23 protein-coding genes and 1 other annotated feature are annotated in these 26406 nt (G+C 64.4%); of the genes, 18 read left to right on the top strand and 5 right to left on the bottom strand.

Annotated elements, in window-relative coordinates; genetic code table 11:
* Positions 1-191: 191 nt before the first annotated feature.
* Positions 192-2324 (top strand): TonB-dependent siderophore receptor, encoded by a 2133-nt coding sequence (locus KYK29_RS06235; RefSeq protein ID WP_254689963.1) that lies wholly within the window; start codon positions 192-194, stop codon positions 2322-2324.
* A 53-nt stretch (positions 2325-2377) separates the two neighbouring features.
* Here the strand turns inward: KYK29_RS06235 and KYK29_RS06230 are convergent, their stop codons facing one another.
* Positions 2378-3271: a helix-turn-helix domain-containing protein gene (locus KYK29_RS06230; protein WP_254689962.1), complete on the bottom strand. Its 894-nt coding sequence runs from the start codon at positions 3269-3271 to the stop codon at positions 2378-2380.
* A gap of 174 nt (positions 3272-3445) precedes the next feature.
* Positions 3446-3501, top strand: a sequence feature (sul1 is cis-regulatory element that is thought to sense ions involved in sulfur or methionine metabolism; They are found in Alphaproteobacteria).
* 74 nt (positions 3502-3575) lie between these two features.
* Here KYK29_RS06230 and KYK29_RS06225 point away from each other — a divergent pair.
* The gene (locus tag KYK29_RS06225) at positions 3576-5102 is read left to right on the top strand and encodes a SulP family inorganic anion transporter (RefSeq protein ID WP_254689961.1); all 1527 of its coding nucleotides are present in this window, start codon (positions 3576-3578) and stop codon (positions 5100-5102) included.
* 101 nt (positions 5103-5203) lie between these two features.
* On the opposite strand, the gene KYK29_RS06220 is transcribed toward KYK29_RS06225, so the two are convergent.
* From KYK29_RS06220 to KYK29_RS06210, 3 genes are all read right to left on the bottom strand, one after another.
* A complete protein-coding gene (locus tag KYK29_RS06220) occupies positions 5204-6577 on the bottom strand; it encodes an aspartate aminotransferase family protein (protein WP_254689960.1) in 1374 nt (457 codons plus the stop codon).
* A gap of 30 nt (positions 6578-6607) precedes the next feature.
* Entirely contained in the window at positions 6608-8104 is a 1497-nt protein-coding gene (locus KYK29_RS06215) for an NAD-dependent succinate-semialdehyde dehydrogenase (protein ID WP_254689959.1), read from the bottom strand.
* A 126-nt stretch (positions 8105-8230) separates the two neighbouring features.
* Entirely contained in the window at positions 8231-8713 is a 483-nt protein-coding gene (locus tag KYK29_RS06210) for an Lrp/AsnC family transcriptional regulator (RefSeq protein WP_254689958.1), read from the bottom strand.
* Between the two features lie 101 nt (positions 8714-8814).
* Between KYK29_RS06210 and ehuR the strand changes: the two genes are divergently transcribed.
* The 10 genes from ehuR to doeB all read left to right on the top strand — a co-directional run bounded on the left by ehuR (position 8815) and on the right by doeB (position 18451).
* Positions 8815-10200, top strand: coding sequence for a MocR-like ectoine utilization transcription factor EhuR (ehuR, locus tag KYK29_RS06205; protein ID WP_496543701.1), 1386 nt, complete (start codon positions 8815-8817; stop codon positions 10198-10200).
* Positions 10201-10323: 123 nt separating this feature from the next.
* Positions 10324-11109, top strand: coding sequence for an ectoine/hydroxyectoine ABC transporter ATP-binding protein EhuA (gene ehuA, locus KYK29_RS06200; RefSeq protein WP_254689957.1), 786 nt, complete (start codon positions 10324-10326; stop codon positions 11107-11109).
* 58 nt (positions 11110-11167) lie between these two features.
* A complete protein-coding gene (gene ehuB / locus KYK29_RS06195) occupies positions 11168-12019 on the top strand; it encodes an ectoine/hydroxyectoine ABC transporter substrate-binding protein EhuB (protein WP_437437219.1) in 852 nt (283 codons plus the stop codon).
* A 94-nt stretch (positions 12020-12113) separates the two neighbouring features.
* A complete protein-coding gene (gene ehuC, locus KYK29_RS06190) occupies positions 12114-12773 on the top strand; it encodes an ectoine/hydroxyectoine ABC transporter permease subunit EhuC (protein WP_254689956.1) in 660 nt (219 codons plus the stop codon).
* 2 nt (positions 12774-12775) lie between these two features.
* On the top strand, positions 12776-13438 hold the full coding sequence (gene ehuD / locus KYK29_RS06185) for an ectoine/hydroxyectoine ABC transporter permease subunit EhuD (RefSeq protein WP_254689955.1): 663 nt from the start codon (positions 12776-12778) through the stop codon (positions 13436-13438).
* Entirely contained in the window at positions 13438-14214 is a 777-nt protein-coding gene (gene eutA, locus KYK29_RS06180; protein ID WP_254689954.1) for an ectoine utilization protein EutA, read from the top strand. Before ehuD ends, eutA begins: the two co-directional genes overlap by 1 nt.
* Positions 14215-14217: 3 nt before the next feature.
* The gene (gene eutB, locus KYK29_RS06175) at positions 14218-15225 is read left to right on the top strand and encodes a hydroxyectoine utilization dehydratase EutB (RefSeq protein ID WP_254689953.1); all 1008 of its coding nucleotides are present in this window, start codon (positions 14218-14220) and stop codon (positions 15223-15225) included.
* Complete coding sequence (eutC, locus tag KYK29_RS06170; protein WP_254689952.1) at positions 15222-16214, top strand: ectoine utilization protein EutC; 993 nt, start codon at positions 15222-15224, stop codon at positions 16212-16214. Before eutB ends, eutC begins: the two co-directional genes overlap by 4 nt.
* 44 nt (positions 16215-16258) lie before the next feature.
* A complete protein-coding gene (doeA, locus tag KYK29_RS06165) occupies positions 16259-17440 on the top strand; it encodes an ectoine hydrolase DoeA (RefSeq protein WP_254689951.1) in 1182 nt (393 codons plus the stop codon).
* A gap of 3 nt (positions 17441-17443) precedes the next feature.
* Positions 17444-18451 carry a N(2)-acetyl-L-2,4-diaminobutanoate deacetylase DoeB gene (doeB, locus tag KYK29_RS06160; RefSeq protein ID WP_254689950.1) on the top strand — a complete coding sequence of 336 codons (1008 nt, stop codon included), beginning with the start codon at positions 17444-17446 and terminating at the stop codon, positions 18449-18451.
* A 33-nt stretch (positions 18452-18484) separates the two neighbouring features.
* On the opposite strand, the gene KYK29_RS06155 is transcribed toward doeB, so the two are convergent.
* Positions 18485-19402, bottom strand: coding sequence for a LysR family transcriptional regulator (locus KYK29_RS06155; protein ID WP_254689949.1), 918 nt, complete (start codon positions 19400-19402; stop codon positions 18485-18487).
* Between the two features lie 201 nt (positions 19403-19603).
* Here KYK29_RS06155 and KYK29_RS06150 point away from each other — a divergent pair, with 201 nt between their 5' ends.
* From KYK29_RS06150 to KYK29_RS06125, 6 genes are read left to right on the top strand one after another with little or no spacing between them, the layout of a single operon-like run.
* Positions 19604-20497, top strand: coding sequence for an NAD(P)-dependent oxidoreductase (locus KYK29_RS06150; protein WP_254689948.1), 894 nt, complete (start codon positions 19604-19606; stop codon positions 20495-20497).
* A 27-nt stretch (positions 20498-20524) separates the two neighbouring features.
* Complete coding sequence (locus KYK29_RS06145) at positions 20525-22030, top strand: aldehyde dehydrogenase family protein (protein ID WP_254689947.1); 1506 nt, start codon at positions 20525-20527, stop codon at positions 22028-22030.
* Between the two features lie 41 nt (positions 22031-22071).
* Positions 22072-23202, top strand: a complete 1131-nt coding sequence (locus tag KYK29_RS06140; RefSeq protein ID WP_254689946.1) for a glutamate cyclase domain-containing protein — start codon at positions 22072-22074, stop codon at positions 23200-23202.
* Positions 23199-24491 carry a PLP-dependent aminotransferase family protein gene (locus KYK29_RS06135; protein WP_254689945.1) on the top strand — a complete coding sequence of 431 codons (1293 nt, stop codon included), beginning with the start codon at positions 23199-23201 and terminating at the stop codon, positions 24489-24491. Before KYK29_RS06140 ends, KYK29_RS06135 begins: the two co-directional genes overlap by 4 nt.
* Positions 24488-25498, top strand: a complete 1011-nt coding sequence (locus KYK29_RS06130) for a glutamate cyclase domain-containing protein (protein WP_254689944.1) — start codon at positions 24488-24490, stop codon at positions 25496-25498. Before KYK29_RS06135 ends, KYK29_RS06130 begins: the two co-directional genes overlap by 4 nt.
* Before the next feature lie 35 nt (positions 25499-25533).
* Positions 25534-26382: a transporter substrate-binding domain-containing protein gene (locus KYK29_RS06125; RefSeq protein ID WP_254689943.1), complete on the top strand. Its 849-nt coding sequence runs from the start codon at positions 25534-25536 to the stop codon at positions 26380-26382.
* The last annotated feature ends 24 nt before the right edge of the window (positions 26383-26406 follow it).

Below are 26406 nucleotides of genomic sequence, written 5' to 3'. Positions count from 1 at the left end.
ACCGGAGGATCGTACTCAAGTTAAAAGGCCGCAAGGGGATATCGGATTGTCTCTGGCCTGCCCGAGGGGGATCTTCGGCGGGCCGGGCGTCAGGACGCTGCCGCAAACGTTATCGCCGCAAGCCTTTTTGAGCCGGGCCGATGCGCCCGGCCGATTGCCATCGATTGAAACGTCAACATCTGGAACTTCAAATGGATATCGTAACAGCAGGCAGAAAAGCCGCTTCGCCCCTGATCCGCTACCGGAATGCGGCGCTTCTGGGATGCACCGCGCTCGTCGCCTTCGCGCCTGTGTCTTTACGGGCGCAAGAGGCCACGACCCCGACCGTTCTCGAAGCCATCACCGTCGACGGTCAGGGCGCCGGCGGCAACGGCGATGATGATTCGAAGACGATCGTTGCGACCACGACGACGGCGGCCGGCAAGATGCCCGCGGATATCCTCGCAGCGCCCGCTTCCATCTCCGTCATCACCTCCCGGGAAATTCAGGAGCGCGGCGCGGAGAGCATCGAGCAGGTCGTGCAATATACGGCGGGTGTCGTCACGGATTATTATGGTTCGGATGACCGATACGATTATTTCAAGATTCGCGGCTTCACCCCCTTCACCTACCGCGACGGGCTGGTCGTCGGCAGGACCTGGAGCGGGGTCCGGGAGGAGCCCTATGCCTTCGAACGCATCGAAGTGCTCAAGGGCGCCAATTCCACGGGCTTCGGGGTCTCCGATCCCGGCGGCTCCGTGAACTATGTGACAAAGCTGCCGAAGAGCGAGCGTTTCGGCGAGGTCTATGCCACGGGCGGTTCCTTCGCGCATAAGGAAACGGGTTTCGATTTCGGCGACAGCCTGACGGAGGACGGCACGCTTTCCTATCGCCTGACCGGCAAGTTCCAGCGGTCGGACGCCGAATACGACTATTCCCGGGACGACGAGAATTTCATCATGGGCGGGCTGACCTGGCGTCCCACCGACGCGACCAGCCTGTCGTTCGTCTTCGATCACCTGGGCAGGGACGGAACGCCGAGCAGCGGCGGTCATCCGAGGGGCACGGATTTCGACCGCGACCGCTTCTTCGGCGAGCCGGACTTCAACTACGACACGACGAACAGGAACACCTATAGCGTCCTGTTCGACCACGATTTCGGCAACGGCCTGACATTCAACTCCAGCGCCCGACACAGCAAGTCCGGCAGCGGTTTCGGTTACGCCTATATCTGGGATGCGCTGGGCGCCGACGATCCCGCCGACACGAGGGTCGACCGCTCCTATTTCGGCAATGACAAGTCCAGCGAGCAATTCATCGTCGATGCGCATCTGCTTTACGAGACGCATTTCGACAATGTGGAAAGCCGCACACTTTTCGGTGCCGAATACAACCGGTTCAACTCGGAAAGCGACAGCTATTACGTCGCGGCTCCCGCCATCGACTTCCGCAACCCGGTCTATTGGGGAAGGCCCGCAGCGCTTTCGCCTTATAGCAGCGTGGAGAACGACCAGAAGACCAAGGCGATCTATCTGCAACAGGATCTGACCTTCTTCGACACGCTGACGGCGAGCGTCGGCCTGCGCAACGACTGGCTCGATCTGCGTGAAACGAACCGGCTTGCAGGCTCGACGGCTTCTGGCGACTACAGCGAAATGACGAAACGTTTCGGCCTGTCCTACAAGATCACCGAGGAGCTTGCGGTCTATACGAGCTATGCCGAATCCGTCGCGCCGCCGGGCACCGGAACCGAGCCCACGAAGGGCGAACAATATGAAATCGGGATCAAGTATCGGCCGGATGCATTCCCCGCCCTGTTCACCGCGTCGGTCTACGATCTGACGATGGAGAACATCACGACCTATGAGGCCCCGGTTTATCTGCCTGCGACGGTGGACAAGATCCGCCATCGCGGCCTCGATCTGGAAGCTAAGGTCGAACTGCCGAACAATATCAACCTGATCGGCGCCTATTCCTACATCGATTCCAAGATCGTCGAGAAAGGCGGCGCGTTCGACGGCAACAGCTTTGCGCAGGTGCCCGAGCATATGGCGGCGCTGTGGGGAACCTATACGCTGGAAGGCGAAGGCAAGCGCGGCGACATGACCTTCGGGCTCGGCGCCCGCTATACGGGTTCGTATTATTTCGACAACGCCAATACCCGCAAGTCGGATCCGGCCATCGTCTTCGATGCCGCCTTCACCTACAAGATCCAGGAGAATACGACCTTCCAGGTGAACGTCAGCAACCTCTTCAACGAGAAGCACATCGCCAATGACGACGGCGGCGCCTATTACTACAATCCGGGGCGCGCGATCTTCGCGAGCCTGCGCCAGACCTGGTGATGCCGAATTCCCTGCCCGCGCCGGTCGCGGGCAGGGAGCGTCCGGCAATCGTCTCAGGAAAGCGTTTGCATCCGCCGCCAGGCGGCGGGCGTTTCGCCGATGATCTGACGGAACACCTTCGTCAGATGCGCCTGGTCGGAAAATCCCAGTTGCGCGGCGATCTCGACAAGGCTCATATCCCCCTCGATCATCAGGTTCTGCGCCAGTTCGATCCTCCGTCCAAGCAGCCACTGAAGCGGTGTCTTGCCTGTCGTCTGCCGGAAGACCGTGGCGAACCAGCTTTCGGAGAGACCGACCGTCGCGGCCATTTCGGCGACGGTTATCCGGCCGTTGCCCGATGCGTTGAGGCGGGCGACCAGTTTGTTCATCTGCGCCTGGGTGAGCCGGCCATAGGCAGGGACCTCGGCGCTCTCGGAAATATCGAGAAGACCCGTTATGATGCTGCCGGCGATATTCTCTGCGAAAACCGCATGTTTCGACGGGCTCACGACCTCGTCGACCATCAGGCGGGCCAGCGATTCGACGGCGGCGGTGTCCTGTATTTCCACCGGCCGCTTCAGTGTCGCCACGGCGCTCGACCGGCCGATCGCCGGGGAAAGGAGCCGCAGCATCCGGTCCTTGTGCATATGCAGATTGAGATGGGAAAAGCGATGCTGCGCTATCGTGCGGGTCCACAGCGGCACACCGGCCGGTATATAGATTGCGCGTGTCATCGGACGGCTGCCGGCACCGGTGGCTTCTCCCCGATTGGAGATGCTGATATTCGAGGACACGTCCTGAAAAAAGACCATGATCCGCGGATCATGGGACAAGAAATAGCCGCTGGCGCCGGCCTGGCTTTCGGCCTGCCAGAACACGCCCACCAGGCCGTCAAGCACGCGCCATTTTACCGGCGCTACGACCTGAATGCCCTCGGCATGCCAAACCATGGAGTGAAAAAAGCTCAATCTGGAAGCCACGAATCCTGCGTGCCTATGTTGAGTAACTTTATCATGTTTGCTCTTCTTCGCAAGCTGCCGCTCCGGACGGCGCGCCGGCTGGAATTCCCGCTGCCGGCAGGGGGAGGCTGCTCTTTGCTTGTCAGGGCGTGAACGTTATGGCAATGAGGCATTCCTAATCATCCCGGACCCGGTGAAATTCCGGGTGGCTCTTCCGGCCGCCGATCCGCCGGACACTCCAGACAATGCTCGTCCTGCCGGCGCCTGACGCGCTGCGCGAACCGAGCGATAGCTGTCTTTCATCGTGATGTTCATGTTTTCGACCGAGAAGATTCGCCGCAACTGGTTTTCCAATATCCGTGCCGATGTGCTTGCCGGCATCGTCGTCGCCCTTGCCTTGATCCCGGAAGCCATCGGCTTTTCCATCATCGCGGGCGTCGATCCGCGCGTCGGACTCTATGCCTCGGTGGTTATCGCCATCGTCATCTCTTTTGCCGGCGGCCGCCCCGCCATGATCTCGGCCGCCACCGCCGCCACCGCCGTATTGTTCGGTACGCTGGTGCGCGAGCACGGGCTCCAGTACCTGCTTGCCGCGACCATCGTCGCCGGCGTCATCCAGATCGTCGCCGGCTGGCTGCGCATCGGCTATGTGATGCGTTTCGTCTCGCGCTCGGTGATGACAGGCTTCGTCAATGCGCTCGCCATTCTCATCTTCATGGCGCAGCTGCCCGAACTGATCGGCGTGACCTGGGAGACCTATCTGCTGATCGCCGTCGGCCTCGCCATCATCTACCTCTTTCCGCGACTGACGAGGGCGGTGCCCTCGCCGCTGGTCTGCATTCTCGTCGTGACCGGCATCGCGCTCGCACTGGATATCGACATCCGGACCGTGGCCAATCTCGGCGAATTGCCCGACGCCCTGCCGGTGCTGCTGTTTCCCGACGTGCCGCTCAATCTGGAAACCCTGTGGATCGTCCTGCCCACCTCCACGGCCGTCGCTGCCGTGGGCCTGCTCGAGAGCCTTCTGACCGCCTCGATCGTCGATCAGATGACCGACACCCGCAGCGACAAGAACCGCGAGAGCATCGGCCAGGGCATCGCCAATATCGCCAGCGGCCTGTTCGGCGGCATGGCGGGTTGCGCCATGATCGGCCAGTCGGTGATCAACGTGAAATCAGGTGGCCGAACCCGCCTTTCGACCCTCACCGCAGGCGCCTTCTTGCTGTTCCTGCTGATCGTTCTGGGCGATCTGGTCGGCTTCATCGCGATGCCGGCGCTGGTCGCCATCATGATCATGGTGTCGGTCGGCACCTTCAGCTGGTCGTCCCTGAACGACCTGCGCCATCATCCGCGTCGGTCCAGCCTCGTTATGCTGGCCACGGTCAGCACGGTCGTCGTGACGCATAACCTGGCGCTCGGCGTTGGAATCGGCGTCCTGCTTTCGGGGATCTTCTTCGCCTGGAAAGTGGCGCAGATCTTTCGCGTCACCTCGACGCTTTCGCAGGATGGCCGGCATCGGAACTATCGGATCGAAGGCCAGGTCTTCTTCGCTTCCGCCGAGGATTTCCTCGACGCCTTCGATTTCACCGAACCGCTGGATGCCGTCACCATCGATGTCGGCCGCGCCCATATATGGGACCTCACCGGCGTCAACGCCATCGACAAGGCCGTGCTCAAGTTCCGCAAGGCCGGCGTCGGCGTCGAGGTCGTCGGCCTGAATGAAGCGAGCGCCACCATCATGGACAAGCTCGCCATGCATGACCGTCCCGATGCCATGGAGAAGGTGCTCGGACAGGCTGTAGCGCCGCGTGCCGCCAAGCGTGCGCCGGCGCAAGGTTAGAGCATTATCCGACGCCGAAGCGAGGTCGCCTTGCGTCGGATGACGATATGATTTTACGGAGGGGGCAGCCCGGATCGCTGCCCCGTCCGCTTCCGGCGGGATCAGCCGAAGACGGATTTCACCGCGTCGGCTGCGGCCTTCACCACGATGTCCGCCTCGTCCTTCGTCAGGCAAAGGGGCGGAGCGAAGCCGAGGATATCGCCTTGCGGCATGGCGCGGCCGATGACGCCGTGTTCCAGAAGAGCGGCGGAAACCTGCGGGCCGATTTTCCGCGAAGGATCGAAGAAGACCCGGTCGTCCCTGTCCTCGACAAATTCGATTGCGGCCATGAGGCCATCGCCGCGCACCTCGCCGACATTCGGGTGGTCGCCGACGGCCTTCGCCAGTTCGGCGCGGAAATAGGCCCCCGTCGAGCCGGCGTTCTCCACAAGCCCGAGCTCATCGATGAGTTCGAGGTTGGCCACGCCGGCAGCGGCGCAGATCGGATGCGACGAATAGGTCCAGCCGTGGCCGATGGCGCCGAGCTCGTCCGAGCCCTTGACCAGAACCTGCCAGACCTTGTCGGAGACGATGGTACCGGAAAGCGGCGCATAGGCCGAGGTCAGGCCCTTGGCGATGGTGATGAGCGCCGGCTTCATGCCGTAGTGATCGGAGCCGAACATCGTGCCGAGGCGGCCGAAGCCGGTAACGACCTCGTCGGCGACAAGCAGGATATCGTATTTGTCGAGCACGGCCTGGATCTTCTGCCAGTAGCCCTTCGGCGGCGGGACGAGACCGCCGGTGCCGAGGATCGGTTCGCCGATGAAGGCGGCGACGGTGTCCGGGCCTTCGGCAAGGATCATTTCCTCCAGCTTGTCGGCGCAATATTGCGAGAACTGTTCCTCGTTCATCGAACGGTCCGGACGGCGGTAATAATAGGGCGCCTCGGTGTGCAGGACCGGCGTGCGTGGAAGGTCGAACGCATTGTGGAAGGCGTGGAGGCCGGTCAGCGAGCCGGTCATGACGCCGGAGCCATGATAGCCGCGCCAGCGCGAAATGATCTTCTTCTTTTCCGGCCGGCCGAGGATGTTGTTGTAGTACCAGATCAGCTTGATGTTGGTTTCATTGGCGTCGGAACCGGACAGACCGAAATAGACCCGGCTCATGCCTTCGGGCGCGCGGTCGATGATCATCTTGGACAGGGTGATCGAGGCTTCCGTGCCGTGGCCGACATAGGCGTGGTAATAGGCGAGGCTCTTCGCCTGCGCCGCAATGGCGTCGGCGATCTTCTGGCGGCCGTAACCGACGTTCACGCAATAAAGGCCGGCGAAGGCATCGAGGCTTTTCCGGCCGTTGGTGTCGGTGATGTAGACGCCTTCGCCGCCTTCGATAACCCGGGTCGGGGTTTCACCGCGGGCATGCATGCCCATATGGGTGGAGGGATGGAAGAAGTGGTCCCGGTCCCAGGCGGTGAGTTCGTTGCGCTTGTCGGTCATGGTCTTTCCTTTCGTTCTATTCCGGGCGGCTCAGGCGGCCGTGTCGATGCAGAGATATTTGAGTTCGGTGAAGGCCTCCATGCCGTGGCGCGCGCCTTCGCGGCCGAGGCCGGATTGCTTCCAGCCGCCGAAGGGGACGGGACTGCCGGTGATCTTCGCCCGGTTGACGGCGACCATGCCGTATTCGAGCGCCCGGGCAAGGCGCATCTGCCGCGCGCCATTTTCCGTGACGACATAGGCGACAAGGCCGTATTCGGTCTCGTTGGCCCGCGCGATCGCTTCCGCCTCGCTGTCGAAAGCGCTGACCGCAGCCACCGGACCGAAGGTTTCCTCGCGCATGATGAGGGCTTCGTCCGAAACGCCGGTCAGCAGCGTCGGTTCGAAGAACAGCGGGCCGGCTTCGTGGCGCTTGCCGCCGGTGAGCACGGTGGCGCCGTGCGCCAGCGCATCGGCCACCTGCTCTTCCACCTTGGCGATGGCGCGCTCATGCATCAGCGGTCCGATCTGCGCGCCGGCATCAAGCCCGGCGGCGACCTTCAGCGCCTCGATGCGCGCCCTGAAGGCGGCGGTGAAGGCGGCAAGCGCCGGGCGCTCGACATAGATGCGGTTGGCGGCAAGGCAATCCTGCCCCGAGGTCGCGAATTTGGCGGCGATCGCGATATCGGCGGCCTTGTCGATATCGGCGTCGGCGAAGACGATCAGCGGCGCATGGCCGCCCAGCTCCATGACGAGGCGCTTCATGGTCGGCGCGCATTGGCCGGCGATGAGCCTGCCGATCCCGGTGGAGCCGGTGAAGCTCATGGCCCGCACGCGGGCGTCGGCGCTCATCCGGCCGACGATGGTGGCGGCATCGCCCGTGACGACATTGAAGACGCCGGCCGGAAGACCGGCCCGCTCACCGAGCTCGACAAGAGCGAGCGCGGAGAGCGGCGTCTGGCTGGAAGGGTGGGCGACGACCGTGCAGCCGGCGGCCAGCGCGGCCGCGGCCTTGCGGGTGATCATGGCGCAGGGGAAATTCCAGGGCGTCACGATGCCGACGACGCCCAGCGCCTCCCGGCGAACGATCATCTCGGCGTCCGGCAGGTGGCTGGTGACGCTTTCCGCATTGAGGCGCTTTCCTTCCTCCGCGTACCACTCGATGAAGGCGGCGGCATAATCGATCTCGCCACGGGATTCCGCAAGCGGCTTGCCCTGCTCCAGGGTCATCAGCAGCGCAAGGTCCTCGCGCGCCTCCAGCACCAGCTCGTGCCACTTGCGCAGGATGTCGGCGCGCTGTTGCGGCAGCATGTCCCGCCACGAGGGGAACGCCTTTTCGGCGGCGGAAACGGCCTCGGTCGTCTGTTCGCCGTCAAGGGATGCGACCCAGGCGAGCGTTGCCGCCGAGGCCGGGTCCGTCACTTCGAAGCTTTCGCCGTCGCGGCCGGCCACCCAGCGGCCGCCGACGTAGGAGAGTTCGCGCCGCAGGTGGGGATCGGCGAGACGGGCGAGCGCGTCGTGGAAAACGGTCCGGGCGAATATGGCGGTCATGGCGGTCTCCCTGGCTGTGGCGGGAGTCTGCCAGAAGCGCGGTGACAGATTGTCCAGTGCCGGGCCGGATCGTAGAGATTCTGGCTAAAGAGGCAGGCCGCCAAGGACAATATCTCCAGGCAAGCCTCATTCGGGAGCGGGCAGAAGTGCCGCCAGCGGCAGAACGGTTTCCTCCTTCACCGTCTTGGTGACGATATAGGTGAAGTAGCGGTCAATGCCGAGTTCGCGGTCGAGCAGGCTGTCGACGAGGCGCTGATAGGCGTCGATATCGGCCGTCATGATCCTGAGGATATAATCGACGCCGCCGCCGACCGACCAGCAGGACACGATTTCCGGCGTTGCCGCGATGGCGCGCTCGAAGCGGTCGAAATCGGCCTGGCGATGGTTGGCGAGCGTCACCTCCATCATGACGCTTGCGACAGGCGCGATCCGCCGCACCGCGACCCGGGCGTGATACCCGGTGATGATGCCCGCTTTTTCCAGCTTGCGCAGCCGCAGCCAGCACGGGGTGGGGGAAAGGCCTGCCTTTTCCGCCAGCGCCAGCTTGGTGATGCGCCCGTTCTCCTGGACGGCCTCCAGGATGCGCAGGTCGATGGCGTCGAGTTTCATGCGCGCGCCCTCCGGGCGGGATCGTGTCAAAGTCGGGATAACGACAATGGAAAGACATTTTGACATTGTCAATTGAACTGGATTTGAGCAGTGTTGAAATCATGACAAATTGGCGACCCGACAGATCCCAGTTGCGACGGCCGGCATATCTCTCTCTTGCCGAACAGATCGCGCGCGCCATTCAGGAGGGGCAGCTTCCGCAGGGCACTCGACTTCAGCCCCACCGCAAGCTCGCCGACGATCTGGAACTGTCCGTACAGACCGTCAGCCGCGCCTATGACGAACTGATCCGCCGCGGCCTCATTTCCGGAGAGATCGGCCGGGGATCCTTCGTGCAGGCGCGGTCCCGGGAGCCGGAGCCGCCCTACCTTCCCGAGCGCCTCGGCGAACTCGTCGACCTGTCCATTCTCAAGCCCGTCTGCGAGCAGCTGCATCTGGAGCGCATGCGCGAGGCCTTCGGCTGGCTTGCGGAAAACCTGCCATCGAGTTCCGCACTGTCCTTCCGGCCGAATATGGTCTTTCCACGTCATCGTATCGTCGCGGCGGAATGGCTGTCGCGCTGCGGCCTCGAAATCTCGCCGCTCAACATCAGCCTCACCAACGGCGCGACTTCCGGCATGACGGTGGCGCTGATGAGCGTTGCCCCACCCGGTTCGACCGTCGCGACGGAGGCGATCAGCCATCATACGCTGGTTCCGCTTTCCACCTATCTCGGGCTGAATCTGGAGGGTTTGCCGATCGATGATGAAGGCATGATCCCGGAAGCGCTGGACGAAGCATGCCGGAAAGGCGTGATTCGCGCCGTTTTTCTCCAGCCCTCGGTGATCAACCCGACGGCCCGGCTGATGGGCGCCGACCGCCGGCAGGCGCTCGCGGAGGTCGCCCGGCGGCATGACATCGCTATCATCGAGAACGACATTCTCGGGCCGCTGGTGGAAAACAGGGCGCCGCCGCTTGCGGCCTATGCGCCCGAGCGCACGCTTTATGTCACCAGCTTCACCAAGATCACCGTGCCCGGCCTGCGGATCGGCTATCTTGCGGCGCCGGATCGCTATGTCGCCGCCGTCGCCAACCGGCATCTGGTTTCCAACTGGATGGCGACGCCGTCCATCGCGGAAATCGCGACGCGCTGGGTCAGCGACGGTACGGCCATGGAACTGGTGCTCTGGCAGCGCCGCGCGCTGGCCACGCGGCACGCCATAGCCAGCGAATGCTTCGCCGGATTGCCCTATCATTCCCATCCGCAAAGCCTGCATGTCTGGCTGCCGCTGCCGGAGGGCCATACGGAAGAAGGGTTCGTCTCGCAGGCCCGCCTTCGCGGCGTGGCGATCGCGCCCGGATCATCCTTCCGCACCTCGGACCAGATCTGGCGTCCCGCCGTTCGCATATCGGTCGGCTCCACGAGCGAGCAGGAATTGCGCAGCGGCCTTGGCATCCTCGCCTCGCTCGCCAGCGGCGGACCCGAGCCGCTGTTGCTCGCCATTTGAGCGGTGCGTGAGGCAAATGGGCCGGGAAAACAATAATTGTCATGATATTATTATTGTAATTGACATGATTTAAATCGGCGCGCATCGTTAGGCCATCGGTTGTCCCCAGCAGGAGAGGCATGCATGGCTGCACCAATCATCCGCGTCGACAACATCACGAAACGCTACGGTATGCTGACCGTGCTCGACGGATTGTCGATGGAGGTGATGCCCGGTGAGAAGCTTGCGCTGATCGGCCCGTCCGGATCGGGCAAGACGACGATCCTGCGCATCCTGATGACGCTGGAGACGATCAGCGGCGGCCATATCGAGGTGGATGGCCAGCAACTCTACCATATGCCGAGGAACGGCGGCCTCATCGACGCCGACGAGCGGCACCTTCAGAAGATGCGCGAGAAGATCGGCATGGTCTTCCAGCACTTCAATCTCTTTCCGCATAAATGCGTTCTCGACAATGTCACACTTGCACCCATGCTCACGCAGGGGGTGGCGAAGGCCGCCGCGCAAAAACGCGCCATGGAGCTTCTCGACATGGTCGGCCTTGCCGACAAGGCCGGCAACATGCCCGCGCAATTGTCCGGCGGGCAGAAGCAGCGCGTCGCCATCGCCCGTGCGCTCGCGCTTTCGCCGAGGATCATGCTTTTCGACGAAGTGACCTCCGCGCTCGATCCGGAACTGGTCGAGGAGGTGCTGAACGTCATGCGCAAGCTTGCCGCCGAGACCGACATGACGATGCTGCTCGTCACCCATGAGATGGGCTTCGCCCATGATTTCGCCGATCGCGTGCTGTTCTTCGATCGCGGGAAGATCGTCGAGGAAGGCCGGCCGGACGAAATATTCAGCCATCCCAAGCAGGAACGAACGCAGACCTTCCTGCGCAAGATCATCGCGGCAGGGCATCGCGTCTGAGTGGCGTATGCCGCCTGGAAATTGCCCCAACCAGAAACCACCAGAGGAGATCGGAACAGTGAAGATCAGACATTTCATGGCCATGGCGGCCGGCGCCGGCGCGCTGGCGGCGTTCGTGGCCGCAGCCCCGGCTTCGGCCGATGACGGCAAGCTTGAGGAACTGAAGGCGCAAGGGTTCGCCCGCGTGGCGATCGCCAACGAGCCGCCGTTCACGGCGGTCGCCGCCGATGGCAAGGTTTCGGGCGCGGCCCCGGACGTCGCTCGCGAGGTCTTCAAGCGCCTCGGCGTCGAGGATATCGTCGCGTCGATTTCCGAATATGGCGCGATGATCCCGGGTTTGCAGGCCGGCCGTCATGACGTCATTACCGCCGGCCTCTTCATGAAGCCGGAGCGTTGCGCCGCGGTCGCCTATTCCGAACCGATCCTCTGCGACGCCGAGGCTTTCGCGCTGAAGCAGGGCAATCCGCTCGGTCTCAAGAGCTACAAGGATGTCGCTGACAATCCGGATGCCCGGATCGGTGCGCCGGGCGGCGGCACGGAAGAAAAGCTGGCGCTCGAAGCCGGCGTGCCGCGCGACCGGGTCATCGTCGTGCCGGACGGCCAGAGCGGCCTGAAGATGTTGCAGGACGGCCGCATCGACGTCTATTCGCTGCCGGTGCTGTCGATCAACGATCTCGTGAGCAAGGCGAACGACCCGAGCATCGAGGTGGTCGCTCCTGTCGAAGGCGCACCCGTCTATTGCGACGGCGCCGCCTTCAAGAAAGGCAATGAAGCTCTCCGCGACGCCTTCGATGTCGAGCTTGCCAAGCTGAAGGAATCGGGTGAGTTCGCGAAACTCATCGAGCCCTACGGCTTCTCCAGCGCGGCCGCCATGTCGACCACCCGGGAAAAGCTCTGCGCCGCCCAATAGGCGACCTCGATCGGCACCGCGCACCCTTGCCTGCGGCAGGCGAGGGGCGCGGTGCTAAAGGGCCTGTTTTCTTCAGAAACGAAACGGAAAGACGATGACCGACTGGTCCGGCTACATTGGGCTGATCCTGCAAGGCGCGCTTGTCACCGTGCAGCTTACCCTCATGGGGTCGGCGCTTGCGGTCGTCGTGGCGTTTGCCGCCGGGCTCGGCCGCGTCAGCCGCTATATGGCGGTGCGGGCTGCGGCTACGGCCTATATCGAGTTCTTCCGCGGCACCTCGATCTTCGTCCAGCTCTTCTGGGTCTATTTCGTCCTGCCCTTCGCCGGCCTGACGCTGTCGCCGCTTCAGGCCGGCGTTCTCGCCCTCGGCCTGAATGTCGGGGCCTATGGGGCGGAAGTCGTGCGGGGCGCGGTCCGCGCGATCGGCCGCGAACAGCGCGAAGCCTGTATCGCGCTCAATCTGACGCGCGCCCAGGCGATGCGCCACGTCATCCTGCCGCAGGCGCTTCCCCTGATGCTGCCGACCTTCGGCAACAATGCGATCGAACTTCTGAAAGCAACGGCCATCGTGTCGCTGATCTCGCTTTCCGACATGACCTTCCAGGCCCAGGTGGTGCGCGCCCAGACGGGCAGCACGCTGATACCCTTCGCGACGATCCTCGTGCTCTACTTCCTGATGGCGCTGGCGATTTCCGGGGCAATGCGCTGGCTGGAACGCCGGGTGACGCGCGGTCTCGATGGCGTGAGGACCTGACGATGGAATGGGACTGGAATTTCGTCTGGGAGATCATGCCGACCCTCATCGAGGGGCTGAAGATCACGCTCATCGCCACCCTTTTCGGCGCTGCCGTTGCCGCCGTCGTCGGCCTCGTCTTCGCCATCCTCCGCATGACGGCGCCAAGGCCGATTGCGCGTGCCGTCGGCTTTACCGTCGAGTTCATCCGCGGCACGCCGCTGCTCGTTCAGCTCTATTTCATCTTCTTCGTCCTGCCGGATATCGGTATCCGCCTGCCGGCGCTGCTGGCCGGCATCATCGGGCTCGGCGTGCATTACGGGACCTATGCCGCCGAGGTCTATCGTTCCGGTATCGAGAACGTGCCGCGCGGCCAGTGGGAGGCGGCGAAGGCGACGAACCTCAGCGCCCGCCAGACCTGGATCCACGTGATCCTGCCGCAGGCCATCCCGCCGATGATCCCGGCGCTCGCCAACTATCTGATCGCCATGTTCAAGGAAACGCCGTTGCTGTCGGCCATCACCGTGCTGGAACTGATGAATCAGGCGAAAAGCGTCGCCAACAGCAGCTACCGCTATATCGAGCCGATGACGCTGGTCGGCGTCTTCTTCCTGGTGATGAGCCTGATCTCCGTCGTCTTTCTTCGCTGGCTGGAAGAGCGTTACGCCCGGGTGGAGGAACACTGATGCGCATGCCCGACCTGACGCTCGCCTCGCGCGCGCCGCAACTCGATGACCGTCCGCTGGCCCGGCGTGTCGGCCTGATCATCCTGGCGACCGACCACACGACGGAGATCGATTTCCAGCGCATGGTGGCGAGCGACCGGATCGGCGTCTATGCGACGCGTATTCCCTATGCCAATCCGGTCACGCCGGAAAACCTTCGCGCCATGCAGCCGTCGCTGACGGCCGGCGCGGCGCTCATTCTCCCGGACGAACCGCTCGATGTGGTCATGTATTCCTGCACCTCCGCTTCCGTCGTGATCGGCGACGCCGAGGTGGAGGCGGCGATCAGGGCCGCCAAGCCGGAGGCCGCCGTGGTGACCCCGACCGCTGCCGCCGTCCGCGGCCTGAACGCGCTCGGCGCGAAGCGGATCTCGATCCTGACGCCCTATTCGATCGAGACCAGCCGGCCCATGGCGGATTATTTCCTGGCGCTCGGTTTCGATATCGCGCGGTTCACCTGCCTCGGACTGACCGACGATCGCGAGATGGCGAGGATTACCCCGGACGAGATCGTCGCTTTCGCAAAGGAGGCGACCGCGCCGGACTGCGACGCGCTGTTCATCTCCTGCACCGCCGTGCGGGCCGCCGGCGTCGTGGCCGGGATTGAGGCCGCCATCGGCAAGCCCGTGGTCTCCAGCAACCTTGCGACTGCCTGGGCCTGCCTGCGGCTTTGCGGCGACGCCGCCGCCCGGCCCGAACTGGGCCGGCTCATGACGCTTGCCTTTCGGGAGCGCTAGGTCATGACGGACGAACCGCTTCCCGTGACATTGGCGGATATCGAACAGGCGACGCGGCGCATCGAAGGGCGCATCCTGCCGACGCCTTTCGCCCTGTCGGCGTCGCTGTCGGAGCGTTGCGGCGTTCCGGTCGGCCTGAAGCTCGAACATCATCAGGTGACCGGCAGCTTCAAGCTGCGCGGTGCGACCAATGCGGTGCTCTCGCTTTCGGCCGAACAGCGTACAAGGGGCGTCGTCGCCGCGTCGACCGGCAATCACGGCCGCGCGCTTTCTCATGCGGCAAGCGCCGAAGGCGTGACCGCGACGATCTGCATGTCGACGCTGGTGCCGGAAAACAAGGTTCGGGAGATCCGGCGTCTCGGCGCCCGGGTCCGCATCGTCGGCCGCTCGCAGGATGAGGCGCAGGCCGAGGTGGACCGGCTGGTCGCCGGGGAAGGTCTCGTCATGGTGCCGCCTTTCGACGATCCGTCCGTCGTGGCCGGACAGGGCACGCTTGGCATCGAGATCGTCGCGGCCATGCCGGACGTGGCGACCGTGCTCGTGCCGCTTTCCGGCGGCGGACTTGCCGCGGGCGTGGCAGCGGCGGTGAAAGGACTGTCCGCGAAGACCCGCGTGATCGGCCTCACCATGGATCGCGGGGCCGCCATGAAGGCGAGCCTCGATGCCGGCAGACCGGTGCAGGTCGAGGAGGTCGCAAGCCTTGCCGATTCGCTCGGCGGCGGCATCGGCCTCGACAACGGCGTGACCTTCCGCATGTGCCGCGACCTGCTCGACGAGGTGATCCTGCTGACCGAGGCCGAGATCGCCGCCGGCATCCGCCACGCCTATCGCGAGGAGCGCGAGGTGATCGAAGGGGCGGGCGCCGTTGGCATGGCGGCGCTGCTTTCGGGCCGCCTCGGCATACTGGACGGCCCCGTGGCGGTGGTGCTTTCCGGGCGCAACATCGACATGGAACTGCATCGGCGGGTCATCAACGGCGCGGCCGATCTGTTCGGGGAGCAGGCGGCATGACGGCGATGAAGATCCTCACCGAAGCGGAACTGCGGCGTATCGTTCCCCTCGATCTCGAAGCGATCGCCTGCGTGGAAGAGGCGTTTCACGCGCTGGCCACGAAAGCTGTCGCCATGCCGCCGATCCTGCGGCTCGACATTCCCGAGCATCGCGGCGAGGTCGACGTGAAGACCGCCTATGTGCCCGGCCTCGACGGCTTCGCGATCAAGATCAGTCCCGGTTTCTTCGACAATCCGAAGATCGGCCTGCCGAGCACCAATGGCCTCATGGTGCTGTTTTCGACCAGGACCGGCCTCGTGCAGGCGGTGCTTCTCGACAACGGCTATCTGACGGATGTGCGCACGGCCGCCGCCGGCGCCGTCGCGGCAAGGCACCTTTGCCGTCCGGACGCCGGGGTCGCCGCCATCTTCGGCGCCGGCATGCAGGCGAAGCTGCAACTTGAGGCCCTGACGCTCGTCCGCCCGATTCGCGAAGCCCGCATCTGGGCGCGTGATACGGCCAGGGCCGCGGCGGCGGCGTCGGAACTGACGGCGGCGCTCGGCTTTCCGATCCGGGCTGAGGCCTGCGGCTGGGCCGCGGTCGACGGCGCGGATGTCATCGTGACCACCACACCCTCCGAAACGCCGGTCCTGAAAGCCGACTGGCTCCAGCCGGGCCAGCATGTCACCGCCATGGGTTCGGATGCGGAGCACAAGAACGAGATCGAGCCCGCCGTTATCGCCGCCGCCGATCTTTATGTCGCCGACAGCCTGACGCAAACGCGCCGCCTGGGTGAACTGCACCATGCCATCGAAGCCGGCCTTGCGACGGCAAGCGCTGGCTATCGCGAACTTGGCGAGATCGTCGCCGGCAGGACGCCGGGCCGCACCGGCCCCGATGAGATCACCGTGGCGGACCTTACCGGCACGGGCATTCAGGACACGGCCATCGCGACCCTTGCCTGCGCTCGCGCGGCGGCGGCCGGCGCCGGCACGACCTTCGAGAGTTGAGACCAGACCGATGCCGGCAGGCAGGTGGAAATGAGGAAAGACCGATGAAACAAGCGAACCTGAAGTTCTCTCTCGCGGAATATGCGGCGCGTCTCGAAAAGACGAGGCGCGCCATGGAGGCCAGGGGGATCGACGTGCTGATCGTAAGCGATCCGTCGAACATGAACTGGCTGACCGGCTATGACGGCTGGTCGTTTTATGTGCATCAATGCGTTGTCGTGCCGCCGACGGGCGAGCCGATCTGGTACGGCCGCGGCCAGGACGCCAATGGCGCGAAATTCACCGCCTATCTGAAGCATGACAATATCATCGGCTATCCGGACCATTACGTACAGTCCACCGAACGTCATCCGATGGACTATCTGTCGGCCAGGATTTCCGAGCGTGGTCTCGACACGCTGACGATCGGCGTCGAGATGGACAATTACTGGTTTTCGGCCGCCGCCTTCGCCTCGCTGACGAAGCATCTGCCGAATGCCCGCTTCGTCGACGCCACCGCGCTCGTCAACTGGCAGCGTGCGGTGAAGAGCGAGACGGAGATCAAATATATGCGCAACGCCGCGCGCATCGTGGAGGCGATGCATCAGCGGATCTTCGACAAGATCGAAGTGGGCATGCGCAAATGCGATCTTGTCGCCGAGATCTACGATGCCGGCACGCGCGGCGTCGAAGGCATCGGCGGCGATTATCCGGCGATCGTGCCGCTGCTGCCGTCGGGTGTCGAAGCCTCCGCGCCGCATCTGACGTGGGACGACCGGCCGATGAAATCCGGCGAGGGCACGTTCTTCGAGATCGCCGGCTGCTACCATCGCTATCATGTGCCGCTGTCGCGCACCGTCTTCCTCGGCAAGCCGACGCAGGCCTTCATCGATGCGGAAAAGGCGACGCTCGAAGGCATGGAGGCGGGGCTTGCGGTCGCCAAACCCGGCAATACCTGCGAGGATATCGCCAATGCCTTTTTCCGCGTGCTGAAGAAATACGGCATCGTGAAGGACAATCGCACCGGCTATCCGATCGGCGTCTCCTATCCGCCGGACTGGGGCGAGCGCACGATGAGCCTGCGGCCCGGCGACAGGACGGAACTGAAGCCGGGCATGACCTTCCATTTCATGACCGGCTTGTGGCTGGAAGACATGGGCTTCGAGACGACGGAAAGCATCCTGATCACCGAAACCGGGGTCGAATGCCTGGCCGATGTGCCGCGCAAGCTGCTCGTGAAGGATTGAGCCATGCTGGATCGTCCCCTGCGTCCCTCGCCGATCAGCTCCACGGTCGATTTTTCGGCCGCAGGCGTGCAGCACGGTTTCCTGCGCCTGCCCTATAGCCGGGACGATTCCGCCTGGGGATCGGTGACGATCCCCGTGACGGTCGTGAAAAACGGCGAGGGGCCGACGGCCCTTCTCACCGGCGGCAATCACGGCGACGAATACGAAGGGCCGATCGCGCTCTTCGATCTCGCCCGTACAGTGAAGGCGGAGGATGTCTCGGGCCGCATCATCATTGTGCCGGCGATGAACTATCCGGCGTTCCTTGCCGGCACGCGCACCTCGCCGATCGACCGGGGCAACATGAACCGCAGCTTTCCCGGCGCGCCGGACGGAACGGTCACGCAGAAGATCGCCGACTATTTCCAGCGCGTGCTGCTGCCGCTTGCCGATGTCGTTCTCGATTTCCATTCGGGCGGCAAGACGCTCGATTTCCTGCCCTTCTGCGCCGCCCATATCCTGCCCGACAAGGTGCTGGAGGCCAGAGCCTTCGAACTCGTCGGCGCTTTCGGGGCTCCCTGGTCGATGAAGATGCTGGAGATCGACGCGGTCGGCATGTACGACACGGCGGCCGAGGAGATGGGCAAGGTCTTCATCACCACCGAGCTTGGCGGCGGCGGCACGGCGACGGCGAAGACCGCCGGTATCGCCCGGACCGGTGTTGCGAACATGCTGAAGGCGGCGGGCATCCTGAAGGGTGCCGTCGTCTCTACGGAAACGACCTGGCTCGACATGCCGGACGGCGACTGCTTCTCCTTTGCCGAAGACGGCGGCCTGATCGAACCGCTCTACGATCTCGGCGATACGGTGGAAAACGGCGATGTGGTCGCCCGTATCTATCCCGTCGGGCGCACCGGCGTCGCGCCGCTGGAGGTGACGGCGAAGATGGATGGCGTCCTTGCCGCCCGTCATTTCCCAGGCCTCGTCAAGCCCGGCGACTGCGTCAGCGTGCTGGCGGCGATCGTGGGGTGACGGCGGTTTCCGTTTGCGCCGGAAAAGCGATCGTCAACGGTTTACGAACAGCGAGCAGGCCTGCTGAAACGCCTCCAGCGCCGAGCCGATCACCGGGCGGGCCTTGCTGCCTTTTGCAAAGGCCGTGAACAATCGCCGCTGGGTGAGGGGACGCAGGTCCAGACAGCGGAAATCGGGATCGACCTGTATGTTGTGCGTGGCAAGGCCCGGAAGAACCGTGACGTAGCTTCCCGTCCGCACGAACTCCAGCGTGGCTGCGATGTTGCGGCAGCTCGACATGATCTTCGGCGAATAGCCCTCCGCGTGGCAGGCATGGACGATGAACGTCTGATAGCCCACGGCCGATTGGTTGAGCGCCCATGTTTCCTGTGCAAGCTCCCATAGCTCCACCGACCGCCGCCCGGTGCTCGCCAGGCGGTGATCGGCCGATACCACGGCCTTGAACGGGTCGATGTAAAGCGGCTCGAAATCGAGCTGGAGCGCGACGTTTTCCGTGCCGGTGAGATCGTCGACGATCGCGATGTCGACCTGTTTCGCGGCGGTCGCCTTGAGGCCGTCGCCCGGCTCCATCTCGTTGAAAAAGATCTCCAGCTGGGGATGCTGTTTTGCAAGCCGCGTCATCGCCTGCGGAATGATGGTCGCGGCGGCAGAGCCGAAGGCGGCGATCCGCAATTCGCCGGAGACCGTCTGGGCGGTGCGCGCAAGGTCCGCCTCCACCTCGTTGACCGCCTGGAGGATGCCGCCGATACCGGCAAGCAGGCGCTCGCCCGCCGATGTCCAGCGCACGCCCCGCCCCGAACGCTCGAACAGGACGAAGCCGACTTCCTTTTCGAGCAGGGAGAGCTGCTGGGACACGGCCGGTCTCGTCAGTTCCAGCGATCGTGCGACGGCCGATATCGTGCCGAGCACGGAAAGCTCGTGAAGGAGTTGCAATCGCGACAGATTGAGCATGAGCGTTAACCCGTAATTTTTTCTTACATGCACTGTTATCAAGCGTCGTCTTTTCTTTCACCCGTTTTCTGCGCTCAATGGAAAAAAGGGGGGAGCGAACTTGGAGAACGACAGGCTTGGAAGCCTGTGCCGCGTCATCGCCGTTCTTCGTTCTTGCCTCCTTGAAGAAGACCTTTTGGCGCAGCACAGGAAAGGTGCAGGATGACGACGGTTGCATTCATTGGTGTCGGTCGCATGGGGTCGAGAATGGCGCTTCGCCTTCTCGATGCGGGTCATGTCGTCCATGTTTTCGATCCTGACACGGCAGCCACGGCGGCTCTTTCCGAAAAGGGCGCCATCGTGGAAGCTTCGGCGGGCGCGGCGGCTGCCCCGGCGATGTTCGTTCTCAGCAGCCTTCCGAGCCCGGCCTCGCTGCGGGAAGCGATTACCGGCGAGAACGGTATCCTGCGGACGGTCGCCGCGGGCGCCACGGTCATCGATTTCAGCACGGTCGATGCATCGACGACGCGGGCTGTCGCCAGCCTCTGCGAGGCCCGGGGCGTTCACTTCATGGATGCGCCGGTCAGCGGCGGCGTCGCGGGCGCTGGAGCCGGCACGCTTCTGGTGATGGCCGGCGCCCGTCCGGAGGTTCTCGAAGCCGCAAGGCCGGTCCTCGGGCCGATCGCCGGCCGTATCGTTCATTGCGGCCCGGTCGGCACCGGCCAGCTTACCAAGCTTGCCCACAATCTTCTCACGGCGATCAATACGGTCGCGCTTGGTGAAGTGCTGGCGGCAAGCGTCAAGTCCGGCGCGAACCTCTCCATCCTGACGGACGTCCTGTCGGGCGGTCTCGCCGGCAGCAAGATGCTCGACTATCTCCCCAAGACCCTCTTCACGGAAGAGCGGCCGGCAAATTTCGCCCTCGATCTGATGCACAAGGACATCTCGCTCTGCCTGGAGGAGTTTTCGGCCTATCCCATGCCGCTCGGCCAGATGGTCCGCCAGATCTACAACATGGCGCGCGCCGAGGGCCTCGGCGCCAAGGATTCCACCAGCGTTTCGGAAGTCTTCGAAAACCTCCTGAAGGTGGAATTGCGCCTTCCCGCGAGCGCCTGATCACACGTATTTCAAGCAGGATAGACCATGTCCCAGACCGCAAAAGCCGCAAACGACACGGCGGAAATCACGCTCCCGACCAAAGGCCTCTCCGGCCAGCTTATCGACGGGGCCTGGGTGGAGCCTGCCGCCGGCGCCACGCTTGACGTCATCAATCCCTGCCGGCGCAGCACGATCACGACGATCGGAGCCGCCGGAAAGCAGGACGTCGATGCGGCCGTCGCCGCCGCCAGGGCGGCGTTTCCCTCCTGGCGGCGCATGGCGTCCCGTTCGCGCGGCGCGCTGTTGACGCAGCTTGCCGATCGCATCGCCGCCCATTGCGAGGAGATTGCCCGCGTCCTTGCCGCCGAAACCGGAAACGCCTTGCGCACGCAGAGCCGCCCCGAGGTGATGAGCGCCATCGAAGTGCTTCGCTACTATGGCGGAACGGTTGCCGAACAGAAGGGCGAGACGCTTCCGCTCGGCCCGGGGCTGTTCAGCTATACGACGCGCGAACCGCTCGGCGTCGTTGCCGCGATCATCCCGTGGAACTCGCCGCTGGTGCTTGCCGCCGTCAAGATCGGCATGGCGCTCGGCACCGGCAATACGCTGGTCCTCAAGCCGGCCGAAGATGCGCCGCTTGCCGTGATCCGGATTGCCGAACTTGCGGCCGACCTCTTTCCGAAGGGGGTCTTCAATCTCGTGACCGGTGTCGGCGAAGTCGCCGGTGCCGCCCTTTCGGCCCATCCGGACGTTGCGAAAATCTCGTTCACCGGCTCGGTCGAGGTCGGCAAGCTGGTGGCGCATGCCGCCGCCGACCGTATCGCCCGCGCCACGCTGGAGCTTGGCGGCAAGAGCCCGGTCATCGTCTATCCGGACGCGGCGACCGACGGGCGGATCGAGGGCCTTGCGGCCAATATTATCGCGGCGATGCGTTTTGCCCGTCAGGGGCAGTCCTGCACCGCCGGGTCCCGCCTTTATATCCATAAGGACGTGTTCGAGCCGGTCCTGAAGAGCGTCACCGCCAGGCTCGCCGGGATGAAGATCGGCGACGCGCTCGATGAGGAAACCGATATCGGTGCGATCATCAACGAGGAGCGCTACAGCGCCGTTCAGGCGTTCCTTCGCGAGGCGGTCGACGCGGGGGCCGAAGTGGTGATCGGCGAGGTTCCGCCGGCGGCGGGCGAGAACGCCGGCTTCTTCCCGAAGCCGACCATTCTCAAGGGCCTCGCCAACGACTGGCGGATCGTGCGGGAAGAAGTCTTCGGCCCGGTCCTCGTCGCCATTCCGTGGACGGACGAGGAGGAGGTCATCGCCTGGGCCAATGACACCCACTATGGTCTTGCAGCCTATATCTTCAGCCACGATGTGACCACGGCGCTCAATGCGGCCGGCCGCATCGATGCCGGCTGGCTCCAGATCAACCGCGCCGGGGGACAGATTCCCGGCATGTCCTACGGTGGTATCAAGCAGAGCGGCATCGGCTCGGAATATTCCATCGAAGGCGCTCTGGAAGCTTATACGGCGCGTAAGAGCGTCACGGTCAACCTCTGAAGCGACGGTCGGGAACCATGGCGATGTCCAGGACGCTTTCCATGAAGAATGAGTTGACGACCGTCGATATCGATCGCCTGCGCATCTTCGGCGAGCGTTTCGACAGACTGATGACGCTGGAGGTTCGTCCGCTTGCGGGCGGCCTTCCCGCCGGCATCGTCGTGCCGACCTATCTGGCCTGCCGTGAAGCCCAGGGCGAACCGTCCTCGACACTGGCGGCGCGAAAACTGCTGGCCGCCATCCGCCCCGGCTCCGACGTGATTATCGCGACCGGGGCGGGCGTTCTGCCGAAGCTGCCGTTCGGAGAGACCGACGGCCCGCCCGGCGCGGTGGCGCTGGCCCGCAGTCTGGCGCTCGGTTTCGAAGCGAAAGTGTCGCTCGTCGCGCAGGAAGAGCATATGCCCGCCGTCGAGGCCTGCGTTCGCGTCGTCGAGGATGTCGCCCAGTCACCGGATTCAAAGGCGCAGGGTTCCATTTCGACGACCGTCTTTCCGAAGGGCGGCGAGGAAGGCCGGGCGGCGGCCATCGATATCCTCAGCCGGAAAAACCCCTCGGCGGTGATCTTCATCGAGCGCGACGGTCCGAACGAGGCAGGACATTATCATGGCGTTCGCGGCGATCGCCGCCCGCCGGGCACCGTCGCAGACATCTATCGTCTGGCGGACGAGGCAAGGAAGCGCAATATCCTGACGATCGGCGTCGGGGACGGTGGAAACGAAATCGGTTTCGGCAAGATCCGGGACGCCGTTGCCGGCCTCCTGCCGCGCGGCGGCCGCTCGCAGCCGGATGAAACGGGCATTGTCACGGTGACCGAAACGGATGTTCTCGTCAGTGCGTCCGTCTCCAATTGGGGGGCCTATGCGATCTGCGGCGCGCTCGCCATCGCGCTTGACGACGAAAGACTGGCCCATAGCGGAGATCGGGAGCATGCCTTCATCGTCGCCTGTATCGCCGCCGGCGCCCTCGACGGGGCGACCGCGCGTCCGGCCCTTGCCGTCGACGGTATCGACTGGCGCGGGCATGCGGGTGTCGCGGAACTGATGCGCAGCATCGCGATCGCCGCCAACTCCAGATCCGGGATCGGCGAGGCCGTCACCGTATCCGGCGAGGGCGAACTGCCGATTTTCACGATGCTCGACGATGCGCAGGCCACGGGAGGCTGTCACCAATGAACATATCCATGCCGGAAACCGAAATCTCACGGGATGCCTTCGGCAACGCGATCGATCCCGTCGTCGGCTTCGCCCGCGGCGCGATCATCCGGTCCAGCATCGAGGAGGCCCGGCGGCTGCGCCACGGGCAGGCCGTCGCCGCAACACGCGTCCGCCAGCTCGGGCCGCGCTCGATCGGGGTCTTCACCGGCAACCAGCGGGACTTTCCGGTGCGGCCGGACGATATCGCGACGAATTGCGAGGAGTGGGTCGGCCCCGGTCTTTACGCCGAGGAACTGCGCAAGGTCGCCATCGAGCATCTTGGCGGCCGCAATGACGACGGCTGCGCCGTGTTCAACAGAACGAGCGCCGGGATCGTGGCGGCGATCGCCGCTCTGGCCGCGCAGAAACCGGTCCTTTCCGTCGTGCCGGCCAGTGACCGGTCGCATGCATCGGTGGTCCGGGGATGCGCGCTTGCCAGAACCGAACTGAGGGAAGTGGCCTCCGACGGCGACTGGCGCAGACACATCGGGGACTGCGGTCTGGTGATCGTCACGACGGTCACCAGCGCTCTGGCGCGGCTTGACGACATGCTTGCCGTCGCCGTGGTCGAGGCGGCGCACAAGGCCGGCGCGATCGTCCTTCTCGACGAAGCCTATGGCGCCCGTCTTCGTCCGGTTCTGCATGGCGGGCGGAAGGCTCTCGCGCTGGGCGCGGACCTGGCGATCACCAATTGCGACAAGGCCGGGCTTTCGGGGCCGCGCGCCGGCGTGCTGGTCGGCCGTCCGGCTTTCGTCATGGCCGCAGCGGCCAAGGCGGCGGAATACGGCATGGAAGCCCGCGCTCCCATCGCAGCCGGCGCGCTTCGCTCGCTTCAGAAGTTCGATCCCCATCATCTGGTGCAGGAGGCCGCCGCCGGACAGGAGCTTGCCGCCGCCCTCGAGGAGAAAATGGGAGCGGGCCTCGTCGTTCGCAGCGATCTCGGGCCGATGGTCGACGAGAACGCGGTGCTTGCCGCCATTCTCGAACGTGCGTCCGTCACGGCGGACAGGATCACGATCGTGCCTTGCGAGGCGACCGCGGCGCTCGGCATGCTGCTGCTGGCGGAACACGGCATCCTGACCGTCAATACGCATGGCCAGCCGGGTGCACGGGTCTCGCTGCGCCTGAAGCCGACGCTCGACGCCCTTGCGAGCGTCGGTGGCGTGAGCGCCGTCGTGGACGCCGTGGACGACTGCCTTCGCAAGGTTGCCGCCGTCATCACCGATGAAAAGGCCATGAGGACGCTGATCCTGGGAGATTTCGCATGACCGCTTCGGGCTTTTCGGCCATCGACGAGCGTCTCGACCGGCTTGTCAATCTGGATCTCGGCGGTCGCGGCGTCGAACATCTTTACGCCGCTTCCCGGCAGTTGCTCGGCGCGTCGCCGGTGGGGGCTGCCGCCGACCGGCTCATGGCGCTGAAGCACGAGGATGTCGTGCTGGTGACGACGGGTTCGGTCTCCCGGGCCTGGATTTCGCCGGAGATCGGCGAGAACGACGGTCCTGCCGGACTGGCTGCCGTCGTTCGTGCGATCAGCCTGTCGCGCCGGGCGCTTTGCGTCGTCCTTGCGGAAGCGACGCTGATCGAGCCGATCGGCAAGCTCCTGACGGCGGCCGGCGTCACGGTCGTGCCGGTCGCAGACGGAAAGACCGCCGCGCGTGACAAAAGTCTCGCGGTGGTGTCCATGCTGCCGTTCACCACGAAGGATCAGGATGCGGCGGCCGAAGCCGCCCGTATCCTGGACGAACTGAAGCCGAGCCTGCTTTTTTCGACCGAGCGCGTCGGGCGCAATGCCGACGGCATTTATTGCAGCATGCGCGGCGTCGATTATGGCATGGAGCGGGCGCGTATCGACCATGTGTTCGACGAAGCCATCAGGCGCGGCCTGCCCACGGTGGCGGTCGGCGACGGGGGCAATGAGATCGGCATGGGGGCGGTGGCGCAAGCCGTGCGATCCCATGTCCGTTTCGGCGACGCCCGGCCGGAGGGCGGCGCCGGTATCGGCGCCACGACGGGAGCCGACGTCCTCGTCACGGCGGCGGTTTCGAACTGGGGCTGCTATGCGATCGTCGCAGCGCTTGCTGCCCGTCTCAAGGATGCCCGGCTGGTCCATGCGCCGGAGATGGAAGAGAGGCTTTTGAAGCGGGGCGTCGAGATCGGCCTGATCAATTCCGTCGACGGCGTGATCGACGCGAATGTCGATGGCATCCCGTTATCCACGCATCTTGCGGTGTCCGAGATCATCGAGGGCATCGTCAGGCCAACGCTGCGCTGACGCGCGGTCCACATCCACCAAAAGGGGAATGAAAAATGAAGAGCATACTTCTTTCCAGGGGGCGCGCCCTCGTTGCCGCCGCACTTTTCGCAGTCGGCGCAGCCGGAGCTGGACATGCCCAGGAAGCCTCGCGTCTCGATGAAATCCTGTCGCGCGGCAAGCTGATCGTCGGAGTTTCGAGCGAATCGCCGCCGTTCGGCTTCATCGATGAAAACAGCGAGCTGGTCGGCTTCGACATCGATATCGCCAGGCTGGTTGCAAAGGCGACCTTCGGCGACGAGACCAAGGTCGAATTCGTTCGCCAGAGCGCCGCCCAGCGCTGGCCCAACGCACAGAACGGCACGGTCGACTTCGGCGCGCAGACGACCACCATCTATGCCGATCGCGCCCAGCAGGTCGCCTTCACGCGCAGCTATATCGACGGCGGCGTGGTCATGGTCGTGCGCAACGATTCTCCGTTCCAGACGCTCGCCGACTTCAACAAGGCCGATGTCACCATCGCCAACCTGACCACCCCGACCCAGGAGGAGCGCGCCAAGCGCCTGTTCCCGGAGGCGCAGATCGCGACCTTCGACGGGATTGCGGCGCAGTTCAACGCCGTGAAGCTCGGCCGCGCCACCGGCGCGCAGCTGGATGGCCCGGTCGCCGCCTGGTACGTCAAGCAGAACCCCGATATGCGGGTGATCGAGGAACGTCTGACGGATGTCGTCAATACCGGTCTCTTCATGAAGCCGGGCGACTTCCGCCTGTGGCGGTATCTCGACCTGGTCGTCGACGAGATGACGGGCGGATATCTCTTTGCCGACTACAGCAGGATCTACGAGAAGTGGTTCGGGACTAAGCCGCTGAATACCAAGTGGTATCTCAATCAGCCGCAGAAGTGACCAGCCCTCTGCGGGTTCGTTAGG

Source organism: Shinella daejeonensis, assembly GCF_024281235.1.
Lineage (GTDB): Bacteria > Pseudomonadota > Alphaproteobacteria > Rhizobiales > Rhizobiaceae > Shinella > Shinella daejeonensis.
This window is presented reverse-complemented; position numbering and strand designations above follow the sequence as displayed.

What these genes read in the sequence shown, in the direction of transcription:
- KYK29_RS06235 (WP_254689963.1), top strand. Translation starts at nt 192, where the DNA reads ATGGATATCGTAACAGCAGGCAGAAAAGCCGCTTCGCCCCTGATCCGC.
- KYK29_RS06225 (WP_254689961.1), top strand. Translation starts at nt 3,576, where the DNA reads ATGTTTTCGACCGAGAAGATTCGCCGCAACTGGTTTTCCAATATCCGT.
- KYK29_RS06220 (WP_254689960.1), bottom strand. Translation starts at nt 6,577, where the DNA reads ATGACCGACAAGCGCAACGAACTCACCGCCTGGGACCGGGACCACTTC.
- KYK29_RS06215 (WP_254689959.1), bottom strand. Translation starts at nt 8,104, where the DNA reads ATGACCGCCATATTCGCCCGGACCGTTTTCCACGACGCGCTCGCCCGT.
- KYK29_RS06210 (WP_254689958.1), bottom strand. Translation starts at nt 8,713, where the DNA reads ATGAAACTCGACGCCATCGACCTGCGCATCCTGGAGGCCGTCCAGGAG.
- ehuR (WP_496543701.1), top strand. Translation starts at nt 8,815, where the DNA reads ATGACAAATTGGCGACCCGACAGATCCCAGTTGCGACGGCCGGCATAT.
- ehuA (WP_254689957.1), top strand. Translation starts at nt 10,324, where the DNA reads ATGGCTGCACCAATCATCCGCGTCGACAACATCACGAAACGCTACGGT.
- ehuC (WP_254689956.1), top strand. Translation starts at nt 12,114, where the DNA reads ATGACCGACTGGTCCGGCTACATTGGGCTGATCCTGCAAGGCGCGCTT.
- ehuD (WP_254689955.1), top strand. Translation starts at nt 12,776, where the DNA reads ATGGAATGGGACTGGAATTTCGTCTGGGAGATCATGCCGACCCTCATC.
- eutA (WP_254689954.1), top strand. Translation starts at nt 13,438, where the DNA reads ATGCGCATGCCCGACCTGACGCTCGCCTCGCGCGCGCCGCAACTCGAT.
- eutB (WP_254689953.1), top strand. Translation starts at nt 14,218, where the DNA reads ATGACGGACGAACCGCTTCCCGTGACATTGGCGGATATCGAACAGGCG.
- eutC (WP_254689952.1), top strand. Translation starts at nt 15,222, where the DNA reads ATGACGGCGATGAAGATCCTCACCGAAGCGGAACTGCGGCGTATCGTT.
- doeA (WP_254689951.1), top strand. Translation starts at nt 16,259, where the DNA reads ATGAAACAAGCGAACCTGAAGTTCTCTCTCGCGGAATATGCGGCGCGT.
- doeB (WP_254689950.1), top strand. Translation starts at nt 17,444, where the DNA reads ATGCTGGATCGTCCCCTGCGTCCCTCGCCGATCAGCTCCACGGTCGAT.
- KYK29_RS06155 (WP_254689949.1), bottom strand. Translation starts at nt 19,402, where the DNA reads ATGCTCAATCTGTCGCGATTGCAACTCCTTCACGAGCTTTCCGTGCTC.
- KYK29_RS06150 (WP_254689948.1), top strand. Translation starts at nt 19,604, where the DNA reads ATGACGACGGTTGCATTCATTGGTGTCGGTCGCATGGGGTCGAGAATG.
- KYK29_RS06145 (WP_254689947.1), top strand. Translation starts at nt 20,525, where the DNA reads ATGTCCCAGACCGCAAAAGCCGCAAACGACACGGCGGAAATCACGCTC.
- KYK29_RS06140 (WP_254689946.1), top strand. Translation starts at nt 22,072, where the DNA reads ATGAAGAATGAGTTGACGACCGTCGATATCGATCGCCTGCGCATCTTC.
- KYK29_RS06135 (WP_254689945.1), top strand. Translation starts at nt 23,199, where the DNA reads ATGAACATATCCATGCCGGAAACCGAAATCTCACGGGATGCCTTCGGC.
- KYK29_RS06130 (WP_254689944.1), top strand. Translation starts at nt 24,488, where the DNA reads ATGACCGCTTCGGGCTTTTCGGCCATCGACGAGCGTCTCGACCGGCTT.
- KYK29_RS06125 (WP_254689943.1), top strand. Translation starts at nt 25,534, where the DNA reads ATGAAGAGCATACTTCTTTCCAGGGGGCGCGCCCTCGTTGCCGCCGCA.